Below are 21,195 nucleotides of genomic sequence, written 5' to 3' on the forward strand. Positions count from 1 at the left end.
CGTAAGATAAGACCCGTGACTAGCGAACAGACAAAGACTTTTGACCTCTCGGCATCCTTCAAGGCCTACGACGTCCGGGGCATTGTGGGTGATTCCATCACCGCTGAAATCGTCGAAGCCGTCGGAGCCGCGTTCGTGGACGTACTGCAACTCGAAGGCCAGACTGTCCTGGTGGGCGGCGACATGCGCCCCTCCTCCCCTGAGTTCAGCAAGGCGTTCGCTGACGGCGCCGCCATCCGGGGGGCCAATGTCGAGCTCCTGGACCTGATCTCAACCGATGAGCTCTACTTCGCATGCGGTTCCCTCAACGCAGCCGGTGCCACCTTCACCGCAAGCCACAACCCCGCCGAATACAACGGCATCAAGATGTCCAAAGCCGGGGCACAGCCCATCTCATCCGAATCCGGGCTCAAGGAAATCCAGGCCCTCGCCGAGCAGTACCTCAACGACGGCTCCATTCCGGCAGCTGCCACCCGCGGCCTCATTGGTGTCCGGGACGTCCTGAAGGACTACGCCGAGTACCTGCGCGAGCTCGTGGACCTGTCCGGTTCCCGTCCGCTCAAGGTCGTGGTGGACGCCGGCAACGGAATGGCCGGCCTCACCACCCCTGCGGTTCTCGGCGATACCCTGCTGCCCAAGCTGCCGTTCGAGATCACCCCGCTGTACTTCGAGTTGGACGGTTCCTTCCCCAACCACCCCGCCAACCCCCTGGAACCGGAGAACCTCCGCGACCTGCAGGCGGCCGTCATTGAGCAGGGTGCAGACATCGGCCTGGCGTTCGACGGCGATGCCGACCGCTGCTTCGTCATCGACGAAAAGGGCCACCCCGTCTCGCCATCGGCCATCACGGGCATGGTGGCGCGCCGCGAGATCGCGCGCGCCCAGGCGCAGGGTGAGCCCAACCCCACCATCATCCACAACCTCCTGACCTCCCGTGCCGTGCCGGAACTTGTGGAGCACGACGGCGGGCGTGCGGTCCGTACGCGTGTTGGCCACTCCTTCATCAAGGCAGTCATGGCGGAGGAAGGGGCAGTTTTCGGCGGCGAGCACTCGGCGCACTTCTACTTCCGCGACTTCTGGAACGCCGATACCGGAATGCTGGCCGCCATGCACGTGCTGGCAGCCCTCGGCGAACAGGACGGCCCGCTTTCCGAACTCGGCCGTGAGTACGAGCCTTACGTCTCTTCCGGGGAAATCAATTCCGAGATCGAGGACAAGGCCGCGGCAGTGGAGCGTGTCCGCAAAGACTTCGCCGCTGAAGACATCACAGTCGACACCATGGACGGCAGCACGTTCACGGCAAACGACGGCAGCTACTGGTTCAACCTGCGCCCGTCCAACACGGAACCATTCCTGCGCCTGAACGCCGAAGCCACTGACCGGGAAACCATGGAACGCGTGCGGGACCGCGTCCTGTCGCTCGTCCGGGGCTAATCAACGTGACTGATCATCCGGCCGGCAGCCCTGCAGCGGCATCCTCCTGGCGGGACTCCATCCCCGAGGCTGCGGCAACGGACCTGGAGAACCTGTTAGGCACCGGCGTTGGCGCGGCGCAGGAACAGCTGCAGCGCAACGGCGGTTTCCTGCCGTTCGCCCTGGTAGTGGAGAACGACGGCGAAGTCCGCCTGATGGCAGTCACTCCGGCAGATACCGCGCAAGATTCCGACGCCGACTTCGATGCGGACACCATGATCGAAGACCTCACCCAGTTGCTCCGCCAGAACCGGGCCGACTTCAGGGCGACCGCCGTGGTTTGCGACATCCTCCTTGTGGAGGAAGAGTCAGATGCCATTCATGTGGCCGCAGAGCACCGTGACGGGTCCGTCTTCGCCGTAGTGCTCCCCTACGCCGCCAATCCCGCCAGCCATGAACTGGAATTCGGCCAGCTCGCCGCTGACACCAACGAACCCGCCATCTGGGTGGACTAGACCAGCCCGGCCTCATGAAAATCAACGCCTTTGCAGATGTAAGCCTCCGGGCCCTCATGGTGCTGGCCTCCGCCCCCGGCCGCAGCCTCCTCACGACACAGAGCATCGCCGACGCCATAGGCACGCCGTACAACCACGTCAGCAAGGCCATGGCAAAGCTGCGCAACCTGGGCCTCATCGAAGTGGAGCGCGGGCGCAGCGGCGGAGCGCGGCTCAGCCCGGAGGGTCGTCAGGTCACCGTGGGCCAGATGCTGCGGCAGCTTAACACCCGGCAGGACGCGGCCGATTGCGTGACGCCGAACGGAAACTGCCCGCTGATCAACGAATGCAGGCTGCGGCTTGCGCTGGGACGTGCCCGTGAGGCGTTTTACCGGGAACTGGACGACGTAGTGGTGGCAGACCTGCCTCACTCGCAGCAGATGACTCCGGTTTTCCAGCTGATCGGGCTGCGCCCCGGACTCTAGCGTCGCTGGATTTGCGCACGTCTTCTACAGGGAGTAGAACTGGGAGTAGGAAAACTAGTACTTGAGATATTGGTTTTCTCCAGGCCGGACAAAAGGCCCCGGTCCCTTAGCTCAGGAGCACACATGCTTTCAGACAAATCCCGCCCTGTCATTGAGGCAACACTGCCGCTGGTCGGATCGCGGATCGGGGCGATCACACCGAAGTTCTACGCCCGGCTGTTCGCCGCCCACCCTGAGCTGCTGGACGGCGTGTTCAGCCGTTCCAACCAGCGCTCGGGCAACCAGCAGCAGGCCCTGGCCGGAAGCATCGCCACCTTCGCCGCGCACCTGGTCAACAATCCCGATTCCCTCCCCGAGGCCGTGCTGTCCCGCATCGCCCACCGCCATGCCTCGTTGGGCATCACGGAGCCGCAATACCAGGTGGTATATGAGCATTTATTCGCCGCGATTGCCGAGGACCTGGCCGATGTGATCACCACGGAAATAGCCGAAGCCTGGACCGAGGTTTACTGGCTGATGGCCGACGCCCTGATCAAGATCGAAAAGGATCTCTACTCCATCCAGGCCAACAGCAAGATGTGGTCGCCGTGGCGGGTTGCCGCGAAGGCCCCGGCGGGCACAGGCGCCATGACCTTTACCCTTGAGCCCGCCGACGACACCCCGATCACTCCGGCCCTTCCTGGACAATACGTCAGCGTCAAGGTCAAGCTCCCGGAGGGGCTGCACCAGGTCCGCCAGTACTCGCTCTCCGGCGACGCCGGCACAAGCAGGACCTTCACCACCAAGCTCGACGACGGCGGAGAGGTTTCCCCTGTCCTGCACCATTCAGTAGAGGTGGGCGACGTACTGCAAATCTCCAATCCGTATGGCGAGATCACCCTGAGGGAAGGCGAGGGCCCGATTGTCCTGGCCTCGGCAGGCATCGGCTGCACCCCCACGGCGTCCATCCTCCGGTCTCTGGCCGAATCCGGATCCGGGCGCAGAGTGCTGGTACTTCACGCCGAAAGCACACTGGACAGCTGGGCGCTGCGCGGACAGATGACTGACGACGTCGAACGCCTGGAAGGTGCGGAACTGAAGCTTTGGCTCGAAGAACCGCGCGCGGGATCCTTCGAGGGGTTCATGTCCCTTCGCGAAGTGGATCTGCCGGCCGACGCATCCCTTTACCTTTGCGGGCCGTTGCCGTTCATGAAAAATATCCGCAACGAAGCCATAAACGCCGGCATCCCTGCCACGCGCATCCACTACGAGGTTTTTGGACCGGACATCTGGCTGGCTTCCTGATTGGAGATGCGTAAACGGTCGTTTAAGCACCAGGCTTAAACGACCGTCAACGCAAGAACGACGGCGGCCCCGCACCTCTTTCTGGAAAAGGTGCGGGGCCGCCGTCGTACTTTCTGGCGGTGGGCTAGCCCAGGCGGGACTTCAGGCCGGCCAGCTCGGACTTCAGTGCCTCGGGCAGTGACTCCCCGAAGTTGGCAAACCATTCCTCGATCGAAGCAAGCTCGGTGGCCCACTCGGCCGGATCGACACGGACGGCCTCCTCAACCTGAGCCGGAGTCATGTCCAGGCCCTTGAGGTCAATGGAATCACCGGTGGGAACGAACCCGATGGGTGTCTCCACGGCGTCGGCCTTGCCCTCGAGGCGTTCGATGGCCCACTTCAGGACGCGTGCGTTGTCGCCGAATCCGGGCCAGGCGAAGCCGCCCTCGGAGTTCCGGCGGAACCAGTTGACCAGGAAGATCTTGGGCAGGCGTTCCGGATTGGCCTTGGCGGACAGGTTGACCCAGTGGTTCAGGTAATCCCCGGCGTCGTAGCCGATGAAGGGGAGCATGGCCATGGGGTCGCGGCGGACCACGCCAACCTGGCCGGCTGCGGCGGCAGTGGTCTCGGAGGACAGCGTCGAGCCCATGAAGATGCCGTTGGACCAGCTGCGTGCCTCCGTGACCAAGGGGATGGTGGTCTTGCGGCGGCCGCCGAAGAGGATCGCGGAGAGTTCCACGCCGTCGGGGTTGTTGTACTCCTCAGCCAGCATGTCGATCTGGTCGATCGGTGTGCAGAAGCGCGAGTTGGGGTGTGCTGCCGGCCTGCCCGAATCGGGCGTCCACGAGTTGCCCTGCCAGTCTGTCAGGTGCGCGGGAACTTCCTCGGTCATACCTTCCCACCACACACCGCCGTCGTCTGTCAGCGCCACGTTGGTGAAGATGCTGTGGCCCTTGGCGATAGCGCGCATGGCGTTGGGGTTGGTGCCCCAGCCGGTTCCGGGGGCAACACCGAAGAGACCGGCTTCAGGGTTGACTGCGCGGAGCTCGCCTTCCTTGCCGAAACGCATCCAGGTGATGTCATCACCCAGGGTCTCAACCTTCCAGCCTTCGATGGTGGGATCAAGCAGCGCGAGGTTGGTCTTGCCGCAGGCGGACGGGAAGGCTGCCGAAATGTAGTAGGTCTTCTGCTCCGGGGAAGTCAGCTTCAGGATGAGCATGTGCTCGGCCAGCCAGCCTTCGTCGCGGGCCATCACGGACGCGATACGCAGGGCGTAGCATTTCTTGCCCAGCAGGGCGTTTCCTCCGTAGCCGGAGCCGTAGGACCAGATGGAGCGCTCTTCGGGGAAGTGCACGATCCACTTGTCCGGGTTGCACGGCCACGGCACGTCAGCCTGGCCGGCTTCGAGCGGCGCACCCAGGGAGTGCAGAGCCGGCACGAAGAACGCGTTGGTCTCGGTGATGCGGTTCAGGACGTCGGTGCCGATCCGGGCCATGATGCGCATGGAAGCAACAACGTAGGCGCTGTCGGTGATTTCGATGCCGAACTTGGGGTCTTCGGCGTCCAGGTGGCCCATGACGAACGGGATGACGTACATGGTGCGGCCGCGCATGGAGCCTGCGAACAGGTTGCGCAGCTTCTGCTTCATCTCGGCCGGAGCCATCCAGTTGTTGGTGAAGCCGGCGTCGTGCTCCTTTTCGGAGCAGATGTAGGTCTGCTCTTCGACCCTCGCCACGTCTGCCGGATCAGAGAACGCGGCGAACGAGTCGGGAAACAGCTCCTGGTTCAGGCGCTTCAGCGTTCCCGCTTCCACGAGCTCGTCAGTCAGGCGTCGGTTTTCCTCTTCGGATCCGTCAACCCAGTGGATACGGTCCGGCTGTGTAAGCTCAACAACCTCTTCGACCCATGCCAGCAGGGCGGCATGTGTGGTGGGTGCATTCTCAAGCTGCGGCTTCTGCGCCAGATCGCCCATTGCGGTTCCCTTCCTCGGGTTCATCGGTGTGAGCTAAATGCTATGGGCCGGGGAACGGCTGTTTCTGGGGTCCGGTTGGCCAACTGGCAGGCATTTCATCCGGAATCCGCGTAAATTCAACAAAGAAGCTTCCCAAACCCGGGGATTAAGTGATGAAGGTCACCTAGACCGGTCTAGTCGCCTACATTACACGCTTCCGATTTGGCAGTACAGGCACCCCTCGCGTAAAGTTATTCGAGGTTCGGGGAGAGAGATACTCCGCGAGACACAATATGCGCCCATAGCTCAGCTGGATAGAGCGTCTGTCTACGGAACAGAAGGTCAGGGGTTCGAATCCCTTTGGGCGCACAGATCAAAGGTCTGCACCGGTTCCCCGGTGCGGACCTTTTTGCATGTGCTGACGGACTCCCCCTGTCGTGAATGTGTCACTTTTTGTCACAAACTTCCGCGGGCCCCTTAGCTCCGCCGGCTCCGACCGGCCGGGCACATGCCGCCCAGGGCGGGGCCCCGCCAAGAGTTGCGCAGCCCGACGCGTGCTTTCCCGGGCAAGGCCGGCCGGGGTCCCAGGCCACCCGGCGTAGGCTGTTTCCATGACGCCTGAGCCCCTGGAACGCGAATTTGATGTCATCGTGCTCGGAGCCGGCGCTGTCGGGGAAAATGTGGCGGACCGCGTGGTCCAGGGCGGCCTGACAGCCGTTCTGGTGGAGGCGGAACTGGTGGGCGGCGAATGCTCTTACTGGGCATGCATGCCGTCTAAAGCCCTGCTCCGGCCCGGTACCGCGCTTCATGGAGCCCAGGCTGTCCCGGGTGCGGAGGCGGCAGTAACCCGGACGCTGGATGTCGCTGCCGTGCTGAAACGCCGCGACTACTTCACCTCCAACTGGCAGGACGACAGCCAAGTGAAGTGGGTCGAGGAGACGGGCATCGAGCTCATCCGGGGCCACGGCTGGCTCACAGCTCCACGGACTCTTCAGGTTGCGGGCCGGGACGGCAACTCCTACCAGCTCACGGCACGTCACGCCGTCGTCCTGGCGACCGGCTCCACACCGAACATCCCGCCCATCGACGGCCTCGCTGATCTCCAGGTCTGGGGAACCCGTGAAGCGACCTCGGCGAAGGAAATTCCGGCCCGGCTTGCGGTGCTGGGCGGCGGAGTGGCCGGGACGGAACTGGCCCAGGCTTTTGCCAGGCTGGGCTCGAACGTGACACTCGTGGCCAGGAGCAGGCTGCTGGGCAGTTTTCCCCCGGAAGCGGCCAGGCTCGTAGCCGCCGGGCTTCGTGCGGACGGCGTGGAGCTCCACCTCAACACCTCAACTGACAGCGTCAGCGAGAACGGCGACGGCACCTTCACCCTGGCCCTGGGCGATGGATCGAAGGTTACGGCTGACAAGGTCCTGGTATCCACCGGCAGGCATCCCGCTCTTGAAGGACTCGGGCTGGAGAGCGTGGGGTTCGCGGCACCTGACGGTCAGCCCCTGAAGCTCACTACCGATTCCTCGGGCCTTGTCAACGGAGCCCGCGACGAACCCTGGCTTTATGCCGTTGGCGATGCGGCCGGAAAGAACTTTTTCACGCACCAGGGCAAGTACGAGGCAAGGGCCGCCGGAGACGCCATCGCAGCCCGGGCCAAGGGGGAGTTGCACGGCGCCCCGGCGGAGTGGAGCCGCTACGCCCAGACGGCCAACCAGCACGCCGTGCCCGGCGTCGTGTTCACCGATCCGGAACTGGCAACAGTAGGCCGCACAGTGGAGCAGGCCGAAAAGGACGGCTATAGCGTTTCCTCGGTGGAGCTTCCCATACAAGTGGCAGGATCTTCCCTCCATTCGGAGCACTACGAAGGCTGGGCGCAGCTCGTGATCGACGAGGACCGCAAGGTGTTGCTGGGTGCCACGTTCGCGGGTCCGGACGTGGCGGAGCTGCTGCACGCTGCCACTATTGCGGTGGTGGGCGAGGTCCCGCTGGACCGTCTCTGGCATGCAGTGCCCTCGTATCCGACTGTCAGCGAAGTCTGGCTCAGGCTGCTGGAAAAATACGGCCTCTGACTCGCGCCGAGGGATAGCTGGCGGCTGAGCTCGGGCTCTCTATTTGAACTGACCGGTCAGTTCAGTTAGACTCAGGGCGGAACATTCCCTGCGAAAGGCCATCCTTGCTCTCCGTACAGCAGCTCCACGTGAAAGGCCGGCGGGACGATCTGCTTCCGCCCACCTCGCTGCAGGTCGAACGGGGCGAACTGCTCCTCATTGCAGGCGAACGCCAGTATCAGCGGACGGCGCTGGCCCTCACGCTCAGCGCCCGAATGAAATCCAGCGGCGGCCGAATCGTCTGGGACGGCAGCCCGAAGACGCATTCCCTCCGCCTGGCGAGTGCCCTGGTCGACTCACCCGGGGTCAACGAGCCCGAGCAGCACCTGAGCGTCCGCGACCTCGTCACAGAGGACCTTGCCCTGATCCCACGCCGCTACCGGGGCGCACTGCTCAGCAAGCCCTGGCTAAAAGTCAACAGCTTCGAGGATATCGCGGACCTCTGGACGGAACAGCTCCCCCCGGACCGGCGAATGGAACTCCTTACCGCCCTGGCGCTGGCCAACCCGCATGCCGACCTTCTCGTTGTGGACTCCCCGGACCGGCATAGTTCCCATTCTTCCGACTGGCTCCCCCGGCTTGAGCGGCTGGCGTACGACGGCGGGCGGCCGCTGGCCGTCGTCGTCACCGTTTCTGCCCTCCCGCCGGAGTGGACCGGTCCAGCCGCCGTCATCGGCAACTCGGTTCACAGCCCGCACGGTACGCCGGCGCTTGCACCAGACAATGAACTCCGACTCGAAACTGAGGACGCCAAGTGACTGTTCTGCGGCTGGCCCGCTCCGAACTCAAACGCATGACCGGCGGGCTGCTGCCCAAGCTGACCATCCTGGCATTGATTATGGTGCCGCTGCTCTACGGGGCGGTGTACCTCTACGCCAACTGGAATCCGTACGGCAACCTGAACCAAATCGATGCCGCGCTCGTGGTCGAGGACACCGGGGCGACCTCCAGCAACGGCACCAGGCTCCAGGCCGGCACCAAGGTGGCGGACAGCCTGGTGCAGGGGAACGTCTTCAACTGGAAGTCGGTCTCCACTGCCGAAGAAGCCGACCAGGGAGTCAGTAGCGGGAAGTACGCCTTTGCCCTGAAGATTCCGCAGGATTTCTCCAAGAACCTCGTCTCGCCCGGCAGCTTCGATTCAGCGAGCCAGGCCATGCTTGACGTCACCACCAACGATGCCAACAACTACCTCCTCAGCACCGTCGTGGACAAGCTGACCACTGCCGTGCACAACACCGTAGCCAAGGACGTGGGTGAGGAGACAGCAAACCAGCTGCTCACCGGCTTTGGCACCATCCACGCGCAGATGCTCAAGGCAGCCGATGGTGCCGGACAGTTAGCCGACGGCGTGGCCACCCTTCGCGACGGGACCACCACCCTGCACCAGGGCACGACCGATTTGAGCACCGGGGCCGGTGACCTGTACGCCGGCCAGCTGAAACTGCGTGACGGCGCCAACGAGCTCACCGACGGCGCCGGCCAGTTGAGCAGCGGCCTGTCGACCCTGAAGGACAAAACGGCCACGCTGCCCACTGACTCGCAGACGCTCGCCAACGGTGCGGCACAGGTTGCCACGGGAAACGCCCAGCTGAACTCCCGGGTCCAGGACGTGGTGGCCCAGCTCGATGCCGCCGACCAGGGGCTTCGGACCCGTGTGATCGAATCGAACAACCGGCTGATCGCCTCCGGGGTCCTCACACAGGAGCAGGCTGACAAGATCCTTGCCGACTTTGACACTGTGGCGGCCTCAAGCCCGGTGGCGGCCGCGAAGACCAAAATCCAGACCGACGCCGCGCAGATCCAGCAGCTTGCGAACGGTTCCGAGGCCGTGAGTGTTGGTGCTTCACAGCTCGCCGCCGCCACGCCCGCACTGAGGGACGCCATTGCCCAGGCGTCCGGCGGCGCCAACCAGCTCCACACCGGGGCAGCAACGTTGGCCACCGGCCAGCAGGCTGCCCTGGACGGAGCCGGCCGGCTCGCGGAAGGCGCGCGGAAGCTCGACGCCGGAGCGGCGCAGCTTGAGGCGGGCGCCGGAACTGCCGCGGAGGGCTCCCGGACCCTTGCCGACGAAATCGCGAAGGGCACGGGCCAGGTGCCCAACCCTGACAACTCGCAGAAAAGCAGCCTCTCCGAGGTGATCGCCGATCCTGTGGCGGTCAGCAATGTCTCCCAGGCGAAGGCAGGCTCCTATGGTGCGGGGCTGGCCCCGTTCTTCCTGACCCTCGCACTGTGGATCGGGATCTTCATGCTGATCCAGGCCATGCGGCCCATCACCCAGCGGGCCCTGGCGTCAAACGCCCCTGCCTGGAAAATCGCCGTCGGGGGCTGGCTTCCGTTCCTGGCGGTCTCAGTGGTGCAGGCAACCCTGCTGACCCTCGTTGTGGACCTGGGACTGGGACTCAACCCGGCGCACCCCGTGCTGATGTGGCTCTTCATGCTGGCCGCAGCAATGGCGTTCAGTGCCATCATTCAGGGCGTGGTTGCCCTGCTGGGATCTCCCGGAAAGCTGGTGGTACTTATCCTGCTGGTGCTGCAACTGGTGTCCTCAGGCGGCACCTTCCCCTGGCAGACCACGCCGCAGCCCCTGCATGTGGTCCACGAGGTCCTGCCCATGGGCTACGTCGTCACAGGCATGCGGCACCTCATCTACGGCGCCGACCTGTCCATGATTCTGCCCACCGTCCTGGGCCTGCTGGGCTACACCGTGCTGGGTGCGGCCATGACAACGCTGGCGGTACGGAAGCACAAGTTCTGGACCCTGAAGACGCTCAAGCCTGAGATTGCGGTATGAACACCCGGCCGCCAGGACCTAACGGGAGGGAGCTTCGCCCCGCGCGCACCAACGTCACCCGCCAGAAGCTCTTCGAGGCGTCCATGGAATTGATCGGCGAACGGGGTGCCGCCGGAGTGACCATGGACGAGATCGCGGCCGCAGCCGGGGTGTCCAAGGGCACTGTCTATTACAACTTCGGCAGCAAGGCTGACCTCATCGCACAACTGCTCCGCCACGGCGTGGACATCCTCAAGGCCCGGCTGGTCAGTGCTGGCAGCAGTGCTGGCGAGGCCGCCCCGGGAGGCAGCCCGGGACAGGATCCGCTCCTGGCCATGGAGGCGATGATCGGCCAGGCCATGGATTTCATGGCGGAGTACCCGTCGTTTGCCCGGTTGTGGGTGAGTGAAAACTGGCGGATACCCAGTGAATGGCAGGACACGTTTGCGGTGCTGAGGGCCGAGTTGCTCGACATCATCGGTGCGGCCATCGGTCGGGTGGCTGCTGTGTATCCCGTGGATGAGTCCATCGCCCGCGGGAGCCTGGAGACGGCCATCTTCGGTGCCTGTTTTGTGGTGGGACTGGACCGCCAGACTTATCACCCTGACCGGACCCGTGACCAAAGTGTTGCAGCAATCATGACGATCATGCGCGGCTACGTGAGGCAGTAGCTTTCTCCTCGCAGATGATTGCCCCATGGGGAATAGCGGAAAAGTTGCCATCGGAGCTGCTCTGGCTGCCGTTGGGATGCTGGTGCTCACGGCTGTCACGCTCGAAGAGCCCGTGATGTTCACGTTCCTGGGCCTAGTGGCCGTGGCTTACGTCGCGGCGGTGACCGAGGTTTTCGCACGGCGGCGCTATCTTGCCGTGGTGGCCGCCGGTGCAGGCACCAGCATGTCCCTCGGTTTCTCCATCGCGTTCCTGAGAATGTGGGGCCTGGCGTTCAACCAGGATGCTGCCGCCCTGGGCACTGCGGTAACCAGCAAGGATTCGGATATCTACTTCTACCTCGCGGCCGCTTCCGCGATGGCCACGCTGGTGGTCCTGTTCCTGGGCGTCGTCTGGCCTGCCGGCAAGCGCCTCCGGCCCTCACGACAAAAATCCGCCAGCCGCCGGCCACCTTCTGCCGTCCGCAGACCCGCGGCCAGGACCGGCGCCAAGGGAGCCGGCACCCGGCAGCCCGCCAACTCCCAGCGCAGCAATCCCCAGGGTTCCCCCGCTCAGCGTTTTTCCGGCTCCCGCAACCCCGCTGCCCGGGCTCCCGCTGCGGCAGCAAAGCGGCCGGCGTCGTCGGCCTCCACGGCAGGCAGGACCACGTCAGCGTCCAAACCGGCCGCCAAGCCCGCGCCGAAACCCGGTTCCAAAACAGCTTCCCGTCGCTGAGCCCGCGCACCGGTCCGGGTGAGTACCGCCGTCGCCACTCCGCCGAGGAGGAGCCCCCCACCGGCCAGTTCGGCAGGCGCCGGCACCTCCCCCAGTGCCAGCCATGCAGCACTCATCCCCACCACAGGCACCAGCAGCGTGAACGGAACCACAGCCGACGACGGGTAGCTGGCCAGCAGGCGGTTCCAGATTCCATACCCCACCAGCGACGCGAACACGGCGGTATACAACGCGCTGAGGATGGTTGCGGGCTGCAGGTCACCGAGCGTTCCCAGGACCGCCGCGGGGCCGTCAATGATCAGCGAAAGTCCCGCCAGGGGCAGCGGCACCACGGCCCCGGACCAGACGACCAGCCCCAGCCCCGAGGCCGCCTTCGCCTTGCGGGCAATGATGTTGCCGGCGGCCCATGACAGCGCTGCCGCCAGCACGATGATCAGCGGAAGTATCAGAGCCACTGCGCTGCGCCCCACGGCCACCACGGCCAGTCCTGCGACGCCAAGCACGACGCCGGCAAGCTGACGGCCGCTGGGCCTCTCACCGAGGAACCCGGCGGCCAGCAGGACGGTGAGCAGCACCTGTGCCTGCAGCACCAGTGAAGCAAGACCTGCGGGCATGCCAAGCGCCATCGCGAGGTAGAGGAGCCCGAACTGCCCGGCACTCATGAAGAGCCCGACGCCGATGATCGCCTTCCAGCTGGCGTCCGGCTTCCTGATGAAGAAGATCCAGGGTAGGACCACCAGGACAAACCGCATGGCGACGAACAGCAGCGGCGGAACATTGCGGCCATCCGGATGCAGGCCGAAATCGATGGCGACGAAGTTCAGGCCCCACAGAACGGCGACCAAGGCTGCAAGGAGGGAATGGCGAATGCTCACAGTGCTACTTTCGCAGAGTACCCAATGAAGGACCAGCGTTGTATTCTGCACCTCATCATGTACGTTTGCTTCATGATCGACATTGGTTCCCTGCGCGCCCTCACGGCTATAGAGCAGCACGGTTCTGTCATAGCTGCATCGGAAATCATGGGCTTCAGTCCGTCCGCAGTCTCCCAGCAGGTGAAGAAGCTGGAGAAGCAGACAGGTTTTGCTGTCCTGGAGCGGCGCGGCCGGGGCGTGCTGCTGACTGAGCGCGGGCTGGCCCTGGCCGCCTACGGCCGCCGGATCCTAGCCGAGCTTGAGGAACTGCACTCAACGCTGCTGGCGGACCCGGCCAAGCCGAGCGGGCGCCTGAAGGTGGTTGCCTTTTCCACGGCATGCCGCGGGCTGGTGGGGCCGATGCTCGGAAGGCTGGCCTCTTCCGAAACCGAGCTGGAGGTCAGCGTGCTGGCCGAGGATCCGCGTGAAGCTGTGGCGCGTGTTGCCAACGGCGAAGCTGACCTGGGTGTGGTGCATAACTGGAATTCGGTTCCCCTGGTGATCCCGGAGCACATGAGCCTGGAGTGGCTGTGCGAGGACATTGCGGACCTGCTGGTGCATCGCAGCCATCCGCTGGCCGGGCAGGCCGCGGTGGAACCGGCAGACCTGCTGGACGAGCGCTGGGTCAGTACACCGCATGGGGCCATCTGCAACGAAGCCTTGCTGCGGATCTTCGCAGACCTGGGCCGGGTGCCGGACATCAGGGTCTACGATCCGGACTTCGCCACCCACATCGCGCTGGTGGACCAGGCTGCAGTCGTGGCACTGGTCCCCCGCCTCGGCAGGCCAGGCCTTCCGCCGGACGTGGTTTCCGTGCCTGTGGTCAACCCGATGCAGGTGCGCCATGTGGGGATCGTGCACCGCAGGACCATGACGGCGAGCCCGGGGATCCGCCACGTCGCGGGTCTGCTGCGGGAGATCGCCGGCTCACCCAATCAATGACAGTAGACGCCAGTCCCGCTCACGTGCAGCTAGTGCCCGCGCGGAACCTTGAATCTGGTGAGCCTGGCGTCCTGGCCGTCCAATTCAGACCACGATTTTTCCGTTTCGAGGACTGTGAGCGCGCTGGTGGGATACCTGGTGGCAGCATCCATATAGGCGTCATGGTCGGAGTCGCGCGAGGCCAGGTGCATGGCGAGATCCTGCACTCCTGGCATGTGCGCGATCAGCATCAGCGTGGTGACAGTGTCCGGGACATGGTTGACCACCGTGAGCATGCGCAGGGCTGAGGCGGCATACAGGCCGTCCTCAAGTTTCGGCGTCGGGGCCTTGTCACCGAGTTCCGAGCACACCCACGTGCACGTCTGCCGCGTCCGGAGCGCGCTCGAACACAGGATGAAGTCGGGAACGATGTTGTGTTTGACCAGCCATTTCCCGGCCAGAGGCGCTTCCCGGTGGCCGCGTTCCTCCAGTGGCCGCTCATGATCCTCGATGCCGCCGGGCCAGTCCGCCTTGGCATGGCGCATGATCACCAGGCGTTTGATGTGGTGGTCGCTCATGCCCCCAAGCCTAATGCCGCCGTCGAGCCTGCCCGCGCGTCACGCAGAGCACGCTTACGGCTGGACGCAGAGGCAGGGACCCGCGAAATGACCGGCCAGGGTCAGCACGGGCATGCCAAAAGGCTGCCCGGAGTGACACCCGACGCACTCCCATCAGCCGCGGAGACACATGCTCACGGCTCCGACGCGGAAAAGCGGCATTTCGCGTAGTGCCGCATCGCCGACTGAGGAACGAAGGAGGTGTCTAAGGCACGGCGAAATGCCGCTTTTCCGCGTTGCTAAGAGCTAGATCGAGTATTCCGGAGCGGCCCAGACCACAACTTCGGGGTGCTCGTAGAACCGGTATCCCTGGCCGCGCACGGTACGAACGGTGTTGGCGAGGCGGCCAAGCTTGGAGCGGAGGCGGCGGATGTGGACGTCGATGGTGCGCTCGTTGGGGACCTCTTCGGCATTGCGCCACAGTCCCTCGAGCAGCTCGTCGCGACCCACGGTGCGGGTGCCGTTCTCCACGAGGTAGTTCAGGAGTTCGAACTCCTTGAACGTCAGGTTCAGGGATTCGCCATCAAGGTGCACTTCACGCCGGGCGAGGTCGATCAGGACGCCTGACGGACGCGGGTCTTGAGCCTGCTGCAGCCGGGAGGCTTCGGTGCGCTGCCGTGCGTTCACGGTGGGGTCACCGAAAGTGGAACGGACGACGTCGAGAGCGGAACCGGGAGTGCCGGCGGGCGCCACCGCGACTGCGGCATAGCTCTCCGCCCCGGTGACCAGGGACTGGGCGTAGGCGCGGATTTCCTGGGCGAGCTTGGCGATGGAGGTTCCGGCGGCCGCGGCCGTCTCCTCGTCGATGCCCATGTACAGCACGAAGCCCCTGGCTACGTTGTCATTGGCCACCGGGCGAACAGCGTTGGGCCCTGCCACTACCGGAGTGGGAGCCGTCAGGGGTGAGACTTCTGCCGGCTGGACTGCCCGGAGCTGCCCGTAGGAGTTGGGGTTGTAGCCCTGCGGCGTGTAGCCCGGGGCAGGGAAGCTGGTGCCGGGGGCTGCCGGGGCGAACGCCGGGCGAGCACCAAAGCCTTGGCGGAGACCCGACGGCTGGCCGGACTTGTTGGCGTTACGGACAGAGATGTGGACGTATCCGGATGCAACTGACATGAATGCTTACCTCAATGTGAATGGCCGTCATCGCGGCTCGAATGCTGGTGTTCCCCGCAATGAGACCTGGGGAGGGCGCCCGACACTGGGCTGGGGGGCGAATGCCTAAGAACTTCCTGGGGTATGAAGGTCAGGCGTGCATTCGACAACAGCGCATGTCGGCAGCAGCGGGTGTGCTGGGCCAATATTCTGCGGCTGCAGGTGCTGTTGAGTACTTGTTCACAGTAAGAAGTGTGCAACGTAACAATGCGAACTTGCAAGTAACAATGGACGAGGCGGTCCGCATCGTGAGACGAAATCTCTGAATGTGTTCTAGATCACGATTCTGCGGACCCAGATAATATAACAGTTGTTTTCCAGAACGACCGGTTGAAAACAGGGTTTAGGCGAATATTATTCGACAAGAGGACGCCATTTCCGGGTTCAATTCATGGAGCGTTCGATTGCCGGAATTCGCCGCCTATATTCGAGCTGTGTCCAGCCGTGCCGCGATCTGGACAAAAATAATTCCCCTTCGACCTCAGTCTGCAGGCCCCGCGGGCGGGGCTGAGGATCATCTGGCCTGCTGCGCTGCCCTTGGAACGGGCTTGAGAACGCGGCGCCGCACCTTTCCAGCTGGCTAGGCTGGGATTCACAGCTTGCGCACAGGAAGCCCAAAGCGGGGGCTAACCCTCAGATCGGAGAGTTGTCCCATGGCCACTTCGCACTCCATGACCAATAACCTTCCGCAACTCGCCCACCCGGACGGCTCCCCCATCCGCGCCCTGGTGGTGGACGACGAGCCCAGCCTTTCAGAACTCATGAGCATGGGCCTGCGCATGGCTGGCTGGTCTGTGGCCGTAGCGGCCGACGGCCCCGAGGCCGTGAAACTCGCCAAGGATTTCCGCCCGGACGTCCTGGTATTGGATGTGATGCTGCCGGGGTTCGACGGCGTTGAGCTGCTCAGCAGGATCCGTGCCTTTGCGCCGGAGGTCCCTGCGCTCTTCCTGACCGCCAAGGACGCCGTTCAGGACCGAATCGTGGGCCTGGCGGCCGGCGGCGATGACTACGTGACCAAGCCGTTCAGCATGGAAGAGGTCCTGCTCCGGCTGCACCGGCTGGTGCAGCGGTCTGGCGTAGCCGCAATGGATACCGCCGAATTGGTGGTGGGAGACCTGGTCCTCAACGTTGACACCCGCGAGGTGACCCGGGCCGGCCATGAACTCCAGCTGACGGCCACCCAGTTCGAGCTGCTCCGGTACCTCATGGAGAATCCCAGGCGCGTCATCAGCAAGGCGCAGATCCTGGACCGCGTCTGGGACTATGACTTCGGCGGGCAGGCAAACATCGTGGAGCTCTACATCTCCTACCTGCGCAAAAAGGTGGACGCCGTGCACCCTCCCATGATCCACACCGTGCGGGGTGCCGGGTACGTTATCAAGCCGGCGGAATAGCCGTGCCTCTGATCTCCGAGCCGGCCGGCACACGCGGCCGCAGCTGGCTCAAGCCAGCCACCTGGCACCTGCGCACCCGCCTTGTCCTGGTGGCCATGGCCCTGCTCGTGAGCATCTGCGGCGCGGTGGGGCTGTTCAGCTTCGCGTCCATGGACGCCTTCCTCACCCGCCAGCTGGACGACCAGCTAAGCCAGGCCGCCCACCTGTCCAACGATCCCGGCCGACCGTCCATGGGCGGGTTCAACAACGGAAGAGACCCTCTGGACGCCCGCGGGCAGAGCGTCGGGACTTTGAACGCCCGCATCCTGAACGGGCAGGTCAACAGCGCCGGGTTCCTGGCCTCCGACACCACTCGTTCTGCCCTCTCTGCCGAGGACAAGCAGGCCCTGCTGGCCCTGGCGGCGAACGCGCAGCCCGTTGACCGGACCCTCTCAAACGGCGACTACCGGCTGATAGCAGGCAAGACCGGCAATGGCGACGTCCTGGTCACCGGCCTTCCGCTTGCCGCTAAGGAGAGCACGCTGGCTTCCCTTGTGTGGACGTTCGTGTTTGTCTCGCTGGGAGGGCTCGTCCTGATCGGGCTGGCGGGGACGGTACTGATCCGGCGCACGATGAAACCGCTGGAGCAGCTCTCCGAGGTTGCCACCCGCGTCTCCCGGCTTCCGTTGGATGCGGGCGAGGTGGCACTCGCGGTGCGAGTCCCGGCGTCGAACTCCAATCCCGGAACCGAAGTAGGCAGCGTGGGCCACGCGCTCAATCTCATGCTGGACAACGTGGCCAATGCACTGGAGGCCAGGCAGAAGAGCGAGACCAAGGTCCGCCAGTTTGTGGCCGACGCGTCGCATGAGCTGCGAACGCCGCTGACGGCCATCCGCGGCTACACGGAACTGATGCGGATGACCGAGAATTTCACGGCGGACGGCCGGAAGTCCCTGGCCCGGGTCCAGAGCCAGTCCGAGCGTATGACCACGCTGGTGGAGGATCTGCTCCTGCTCGCCCGGCTTGACGAAGGTCAGCCGCTGAAGCTCAGCGAGGTGGATCTCACGCAGTTGGTCATCGAGACCGTTAGCGATGAGAAAGTGATAGCCCCGGACCACCACTGGCATCTCGAGCTTCCGGATGAGCCGGTGGCGGTCAGCGGTGATCCGGCCCGGCTGCGCCAGGTGATGGTGAACCTCCTCTCCAACGCACGCAAGCACACTGTGCCCGGGACCACGGTGGTCACCGGCGTAGCGAAGTCCCGTGACGGCAGTGCAGTGGTGACAGTAACGGACGACGGCGGCGGCATCCCCGCAGAGTTCGTGGACCATGTTTTCTCGAGGTTCGCCCGCGCAGACGCGTCCCGCGCGGGCAAGGCACCCGCATCCGGTCCTGCCGCTTCGGAAGGGACCAGCGGCCTTGGCCTGGCCATTGTCCAGTCCATCGTCGAAGCCCACGGCGGCCGCGTCGAGGTGAGGTCTAAGCCCGGCCGAACACAGTTCACCCTGCACCTCCCCATGAAGGCCTGATAACGCAAGGCAACACGCCGCCGTCGTGATCTCCGTTACCGAAATGTGACTTAAGGGGCAGACTCCTGTACCGTCGTGGGGGTGCGGTTCCCGTTCGGGCCGTACATCCGGATGACGCCAAACTCTGCCGCTTACCGGATCCTTCTTGACCAGGCAGAGGCGGGGGACCCACCGTCCCGGGCTATTAGTGCCCTTGGGGTTAAGCCAGCACGTGAATTTCCGTGTGGCCGGATGCCCTCATCCGAACCCGACAGCTAACTCCGCAGGTGTGAGAGGCGATTCTTCATGTCTGAATTCAAGGTAGAACCACGCCCGCAGCGCGGGTCAACGTCCCACGGCCGCCATAAACTCTCTCCCACGGAGGCGGCACTTCAACTGTCAGAATCCGGGTCCTCCACGTCCGGATCCCCCCTATCCGGATCCGCACTGTCCAAGCTGTCCCGGCTGGTCAAGATTCCCTCTTTGGGCAAACGTGCCGCGGTGATCGCCACCTCATGTGCCCTCCTCGTGGGAGTGGCCGCGGCAGGCCAGGCAACGGACTCGATCGCCAGGGCGGGTGCCACCAACCCTCATTCGGCGGACGCCCAGGCTGGTGCACAGTCAAACCTCAGCCTCGAAAAGAGCGAGATCCAGGCTCCGGCCTCCCCGTCGCCGGCGCCGGCGGAAGTAAGCGTTGCGCCCCAGGCAGCAGAACCGGCACCCGCTCCAGTGCAGGCGCCGGCCCCTGCCCCCGAGCCAGCCCCTGCCCCTGCCCCGGCTCCTGCGCCAGTTGTTGCGGTCAACGATCCGGCCGGCGCCCAGGCCTACGCTGCCAGCCAACTGGCATCCTATGGTTGGGGCCCCGACCAGATGCAGTGCCTGAAGACACTGTGGACCAAGGAGTCGGACTGGACCACCACCGCCACCAATGCGAGCAGCGGCGCCTACGGCATCGTCCAGTCGCTGCCAGCAGAGAAGATGGCAAGCGCCGGGGCGGACTACCTCACCAACTACCGCACCCAGATCAACTGGGGCTTGAACTACATCAAGCAGAGTTACCAGTCACCGTGCGGTGCCTGGAACTTCCACCTCTCGCACAACTGGTACTAAGCCCGGCTTGACGTCCCGCTGAGCCCGGTCCTTCTGTCGATAGACAGGGCCGGGCTGCATACTTGGACCATGAAATTCACCACCACCATCCTTGGCAGCGGCAACAAGGCCGGCATTGAAGTTCCGGAGGAGATCATTTCGGCGCTGGATGCAGGCAAGCGGCCGGCGGTGGTTGTGACGATCAACGGCAAAAGCTATCGGAGCAGCATCGCCGTCATGGGCGGACAGAGCCTGATCGGGGTCAGTGCTGTCAACAGGGAATTCGTGGGTGTTGCTGCCGGGGACACGGTGGAGGTGGACCTGGAACTCGACACCCAGCCGCGCATCGTCGAAGTTCCTGACGATCTCGCTGCTGCCATCGCCGCGGAACCGGAGGCCCAGGCCTTCTACGGAACCCTGAACTACAGTGCCCAGCGGCGGTATGTCGAGCCCGTCGGCGATGCAAAAACCGAAGAAACCAGGGCCCGGCGGATCGCCAAAGTAGTGGCAGATCTCAAAGCAGGAAAGAAATAACCCTGCGTCCCGCAGCGTCCGTGTCCAGTGTGGCTGAGACCGAACTGTAATCGGCGATATGCAGCACTCCGTCGGGAAGGGGGCCCGTGTTCGGGCCCACCGCCACCGTTCGGATTCCGGCGGCAAGGCCTGCGGTGATCCCGGCCGGGGCGTCTTCGAACACCAGCGCCTCCGCCGGCGCAACGCCCAGCAGCGTGGCCGCCCGGAGATATCCTTCGGGGTGGGGCTTGCCATAGGTGATGAGGTCAGCGGTAACAGCGGTGGCGGGCATGGCCAGGCCGGCAGCCTCCATGCGGATATCGGCCAGGATCCTGTCGGCTGATGTCACCAGGGCAACGGCATCCGCTGGAAGAATGCGCAGCAGTTCCGCAGCGCCGGGAAGCGCCACGATGCCATGCGTCCGAACCCTTTCCATGGCCCCGAGTTCGTCCGTCAGCGCGGCGACGTCGGCTCCGTCGGGAGCAAAACGCCGTACCGTATCACCCGCCCGGACACCATGGGAGGTGCGGAGGATCTCGGCAAAATCCAGTCCATAGCGCCCGGCGAACTCGCTCCACACCTGTTCCACCACAGCCGTGGAATCTACCAGCGTCCCGTCCATGTCAAACAGGACGGCGCGGCAGGTGAGGGTTCGGGTGGTGGCCGACGCGGGGATGCTCATGGTCCCATCCTGCCCTACAGCGGCCTGTGGCCAAGGATGTTTACAGCCGGGCCAGATTGTTTACGGGCGGGCCCTGGTCTATACGTCCCGCCTCGGGGAAGCCGGCTACTACGCCGACGGCGCAGCCTGTTCGCGCCACGGTATGTACTGCACCGCCCACTTGTTGCCATCAGGATCCGCGAAGTACACGAAATGCCCCCACGCCTGGACGTCAACCTCGCTCACGTCCACGCCGTTGCCCTTGAGGTGATCGTGGGCTGCCTGGATGTCGCTGACCACCATCTGCAGGCTTGGTGCGGTGCCGGGAGGCGCGTCGTTAATGCCTTCGCCGATGCAGATGGAGCAGGCGGAGCCCGGCGGGGTGAGCTGGACAAAGCGGATGGAGTCGGTGGGCCGCTCGTCGTAGTCGGCGATGAACCCCACCTTGTTGACGTAAAAGTCCTTGGCACGGTCCACGTCGGATACGGGGACAAAAACAAGTTCAAGTTTCCAGTCCATCCGCACAGGCTAACGGCGTGGTGACGGATCCGGAAGACTTGAAATCCGGGCAGGTTTTGTGCGAACG

General features: G+C 64.5%; 19 protein-coding genes, 1 tRNA gene and 1 riboswitch. Of the genes, 14 read left to right on the forward strand and 6 right to left on the reverse strand.

The genetic code is table 11. The features are described 5' to 3' along the window. Positions 1–15: 15 nt before the first annotated feature. The 4 genes from QFZ40_RS16690 (at position 16) to QFZ40_RS16705 (ending at position 3,676) form a co-directional block, all read left to right on the forward strand. Entirely contained in the window at positions 16–1,434 is a 1,419-nt protein-coding gene (locus QFZ40_RS16690; protein WP_306905752.1) for a phosphomannomutase/phosphoglucomutase, read from the forward strand. Between the two features lie 5 nt (positions 1,435–1,439). Continuing rightward, positions 1,440–1,928, forward strand: a complete 489-nt coding sequence (locus QFZ40_RS16695; protein ID WP_306905753.1) for a hypothetical protein — start codon at positions 1,440–1,442, stop codon at positions 1,926–1,928. A 14-nt stretch (positions 1,929–1,942) separates the two neighbouring features. Then, positions 1,943–2,392, forward strand: a complete 450-nt coding sequence (locus tag QFZ40_RS16700) for an RrF2 family transcriptional regulator (RefSeq protein WP_306905754.1) — start codon at positions 1,943–1,945, stop codon at positions 2,390–2,392. Positions 2,393–2,515: 123 nt separating this feature from the next. Next, positions 2,516–3,676 (forward strand): globin domain-containing protein, encoded by a 1,161-nt coding sequence (locus QFZ40_RS16705; RefSeq protein WP_306905755.1) that lies wholly within the window; start codon positions 2,516–2,518, stop codon positions 3,674–3,676. 124 nt (positions 3,677–3,800) lie between these two features. Here QFZ40_RS16705 and QFZ40_RS16710 read toward each other — a convergent pair whose 3' ends face one another. Beyond that, positions 3,801–5,627, reverse strand: coding sequence for a phosphoenolpyruvate carboxykinase (GTP) (locus QFZ40_RS16710; RefSeq protein WP_306905756.1), 1,827 nt, complete (start codon positions 5,625–5,627; stop codon positions 3,801–3,803). A gap of 274 nt (positions 5,628–5,901) precedes the next feature. Between QFZ40_RS16710 and QFZ40_RS16715 the strand changes: the two genes are divergently transcribed. The 5 genes from QFZ40_RS16715 (at position 5,902) to QFZ40_RS16735 (ending at position 11,149) form a co-directional block, all read left to right on the forward strand. Continuing rightward, positions 5,902–5,975: transfer RNA gene (locus QFZ40_RS16715), tRNA-Arg, on the forward strand. A 242-nt stretch (positions 5,976–6,217) separates the two neighbouring features. Beyond that, positions 6,218–7,669: a dihydrolipoyl dehydrogenase family protein gene (locus tag QFZ40_RS16720; protein ID WP_306905757.1), complete on the forward strand. Its 1,452-nt coding sequence runs from the start codon at positions 6,218–6,220 to the stop codon at positions 7,667–7,669. 104 nt (positions 7,670–7,773) lie between these two features. Next, the gene (locus QFZ40_RS16725; protein WP_306905758.1) at positions 7,774–8,466 is read left to right on the forward strand and encodes an ABC transporter ATP-binding protein; all 693 of its coding nucleotides are present in this window, start codon (positions 7,774–7,776) and stop codon (positions 8,464–8,466) included. Then, a complete protein-coding gene (locus QFZ40_RS16730) occupies positions 8,463–10,499 on the forward strand; it encodes a YhgE/Pip domain-containing protein (protein WP_306905759.1) in 2,037 nt (678 codons plus the stop codon). Before QFZ40_RS16725 ends, QFZ40_RS16730 begins: the two co-directional genes overlap by 4 nt. Continuing rightward, on the forward strand, positions 10,496–11,149 hold the full coding sequence (locus QFZ40_RS16735) for a TetR/AcrR family transcriptional regulator (RefSeq protein ID WP_306905761.1): 654 nt from the start codon (positions 10,496–10,498) through the stop codon (positions 11,147–11,149). Before QFZ40_RS16730 ends, QFZ40_RS16735 begins: the two co-directional genes overlap by 4 nt. Positions 11,150–11,698: 549 nt before the next feature. On the opposite strand, the gene QFZ40_RS16740 is transcribed toward QFZ40_RS16735, so the two are convergent. Further along, on the reverse strand, positions 11,699–12,736 hold the full coding sequence (locus tag QFZ40_RS16740; protein ID WP_306905762.1) for an EamA family transporter: 1,038 nt from the start codon (positions 12,734–12,736) through the stop codon (positions 11,699–11,701). A gap of 72 nt (positions 12,737–12,808) precedes the next feature. On the opposite strand from QFZ40_RS16740, the gene QFZ40_RS16745 reads away from it, so the two are divergent. Then, positions 12,809–13,717, forward strand: a complete 909-nt coding sequence (locus tag QFZ40_RS16745) for a LysR family transcriptional regulator (protein ID WP_306906966.1) — start codon at positions 12,809–12,811, stop codon at positions 13,715–13,717. A gap of 29 nt (positions 13,718–13,746) precedes the next feature. On the opposite strand, the gene QFZ40_RS16750 is transcribed toward QFZ40_RS16745, so the two are convergent. Both QFZ40_RS16750 and QFZ40_RS16755 read right to left on the reverse strand, forming a co-directional pair. Beyond that, positions 13,747–14,274: a SixA phosphatase family protein gene (locus QFZ40_RS16750; protein WP_306905763.1), complete on the reverse strand. Its 528-nt coding sequence runs from the start codon at positions 14,272–14,274 to the stop codon at positions 13,747–13,749. A 285-nt stretch (positions 14,275–14,559) separates the two neighbouring features. Then, positions 14,560–15,426 (reverse strand): winged helix-turn-helix domain-containing protein, encoded by an 867-nt coding sequence (locus QFZ40_RS16755; protein WP_306905764.1) that lies wholly within the window; start codon positions 15,424–15,426, stop codon positions 14,560–14,562. 692 nt (positions 15,427–16,118) lie between these two features. Between QFZ40_RS16755 and QFZ40_RS16760 the strand changes: the two genes are divergently transcribed. The 4 genes from QFZ40_RS16760 (at position 16,119) to QFZ40_RS16775 (ending at position 19,969) form a co-directional block, all read left to right on the forward strand. After that, positions 16,119–16,859, forward strand: a complete 741-nt coding sequence (locus QFZ40_RS16760; protein ID WP_306905765.1) for a response regulator transcription factor — start codon at positions 16,119–16,121, stop codon at positions 16,857–16,859. Between the two features lie 2 nt (positions 16,860–16,861). Then, on the forward strand, positions 16,862–18,367 hold the full coding sequence (locus QFZ40_RS16765; RefSeq protein ID WP_306905766.1) for a HAMP domain-containing sensor histidine kinase: 1,506 nt from the start codon (positions 16,862–16,864) through the stop codon (positions 18,365–18,367). A 105-nt stretch (positions 18,368–18,472) separates the two neighbouring features. After that, positions 18,473–18,647: riboswitch (cyclic di-AMP (ydaO/yuaA leader) on the forward strand. 5 nt (positions 18,648–18,652) lie between these two features. Next, the gene (locus QFZ40_RS16770) at positions 18,653–19,456 is read left to right on the forward strand and encodes a hypothetical protein (protein WP_306905767.1); all 804 of its coding nucleotides are present in this window, start codon (positions 18,653–18,655) and stop codon (positions 19,454–19,456) included. A 69-nt stretch (positions 19,457–19,525) separates the two neighbouring features. Further along, complete coding sequence (locus tag QFZ40_RS16775; RefSeq protein WP_306905768.1) at positions 19,526–19,969, forward strand: YdeI/OmpD-associated family protein; 444 nt, start codon at positions 19,526–19,528, stop codon at positions 19,967–19,969. On the opposite strand, the gene QFZ40_RS16780 is transcribed toward QFZ40_RS16775, so the two are convergent. Both QFZ40_RS16780 and QFZ40_RS16785 read right to left on the reverse strand, forming a co-directional pair. Beyond that, positions 19,950–20,630: an HAD-IA family hydrolase gene (locus QFZ40_RS16780; protein ID WP_306905769.1), complete on the reverse strand. Its 681-nt coding sequence runs from the start codon at positions 20,628–20,630 to the stop codon at positions 19,950–19,952. The two genes, QFZ40_RS16775 and QFZ40_RS16780, sit on opposite strands and share 20 nt — an antisense overlap. A gap of 108 nt (positions 20,631–20,738) precedes the next feature. Further along, complete coding sequence (locus tag QFZ40_RS16785; protein ID WP_306905770.1) at positions 20,739–21,128, reverse strand: VOC family protein; 390 nt, start codon at positions 21,126–21,128, stop codon at positions 20,739–20,741. Between the last annotated feature and the right edge of the window lie 67 nt (positions 21,129–21,195).

Origin of the sequence: Arthrobacter pascens, assembly GCF_030816475.1 — a bacterium.
Lineage (GTDB): Bacteria > Actinomycetota > Actinomycetes > Actinomycetales > Micrococcaceae > Arthrobacter > Arthrobacter pascens_B.

Coding starts and splice junctions, on each gene's coding strand:
- QFZ40_RS16760 (WP_306905765.1), top strand. CDS start 16,119: ATGGCCACTTCGCACTCCATGACCAATAACCTTCCGCAACTCGCCCAC.
- QFZ40_RS16720 (WP_306905757.1), top strand. CDS start 6,218: ATGACGCCTGAGCCCCTGGAACGCGAATTTGATGTCATCGTGCTCGGA.
- QFZ40_RS16755 (WP_306905764.1), bottom strand. CDS start 15,426: ATGTCAGTTGCATCCGGATACGTCCACATCTCTGTCCGTAACGCCAAC.
- QFZ40_RS16710 (WP_306905756.1), bottom strand. CDS start 5,627: ATGGGCGATCTGGCGCAGAAGCCGCAGCTTGAGAATGCACCCACCACA.
- QFZ40_RS16745 (WP_306906966.1), top strand. CDS start 12,809: ATGATCGACATTGGTTCCCTGCGCGCCCTCACGGCTATAGAGCAGCAC.
- QFZ40_RS16775 (WP_306905768.1), top strand. CDS start 19,526: ATGAAATTCACCACCACCATCCTTGGCAGCGGCAACAAGGCCGGCATT.
- QFZ40_RS16770 (WP_306905767.1), top strand. CDS start 18,653: ATGTCTGAATTCAAGGTAGAACCACGCCCGCAGCGCGGGTCAACGTCC.
- QFZ40_RS16700 (WP_306905754.1), top strand. CDS start 1,943: ATGAAAATCAACGCCTTTGCAGATGTAAGCCTCCGGGCCCTCATGGTG.
- QFZ40_RS16780 (WP_306905769.1), bottom strand. CDS start 20,630: ATGAGCATCCCCGCGTCGGCCACCACCCGAACCCTCACCTGCCGCGCC.
- QFZ40_RS16785 (WP_306905770.1), bottom strand. CDS start 21,128: ATGGACTGGAAACTTGAACTTGTTTTTGTCCCCGTATCCGACGTGGAC.
- QFZ40_RS16705 (WP_306905755.1), top strand. CDS start 2,516: ATGCTTTCAGACAAATCCCGCCCTGTCATTGAGGCAACACTGCCGCTG.
- QFZ40_RS16750 (WP_306905763.1), bottom strand. CDS start 14,274: ATGAGCGACCACCACATCAAACGCCTGGTGATCATGCGCCATGCCAAG.
- QFZ40_RS16735 (WP_306905761.1), top strand. CDS start 10,496: ATGAACACCCGGCCGCCAGGACCTAACGGGAGGGAGCTTCGCCCCGCG.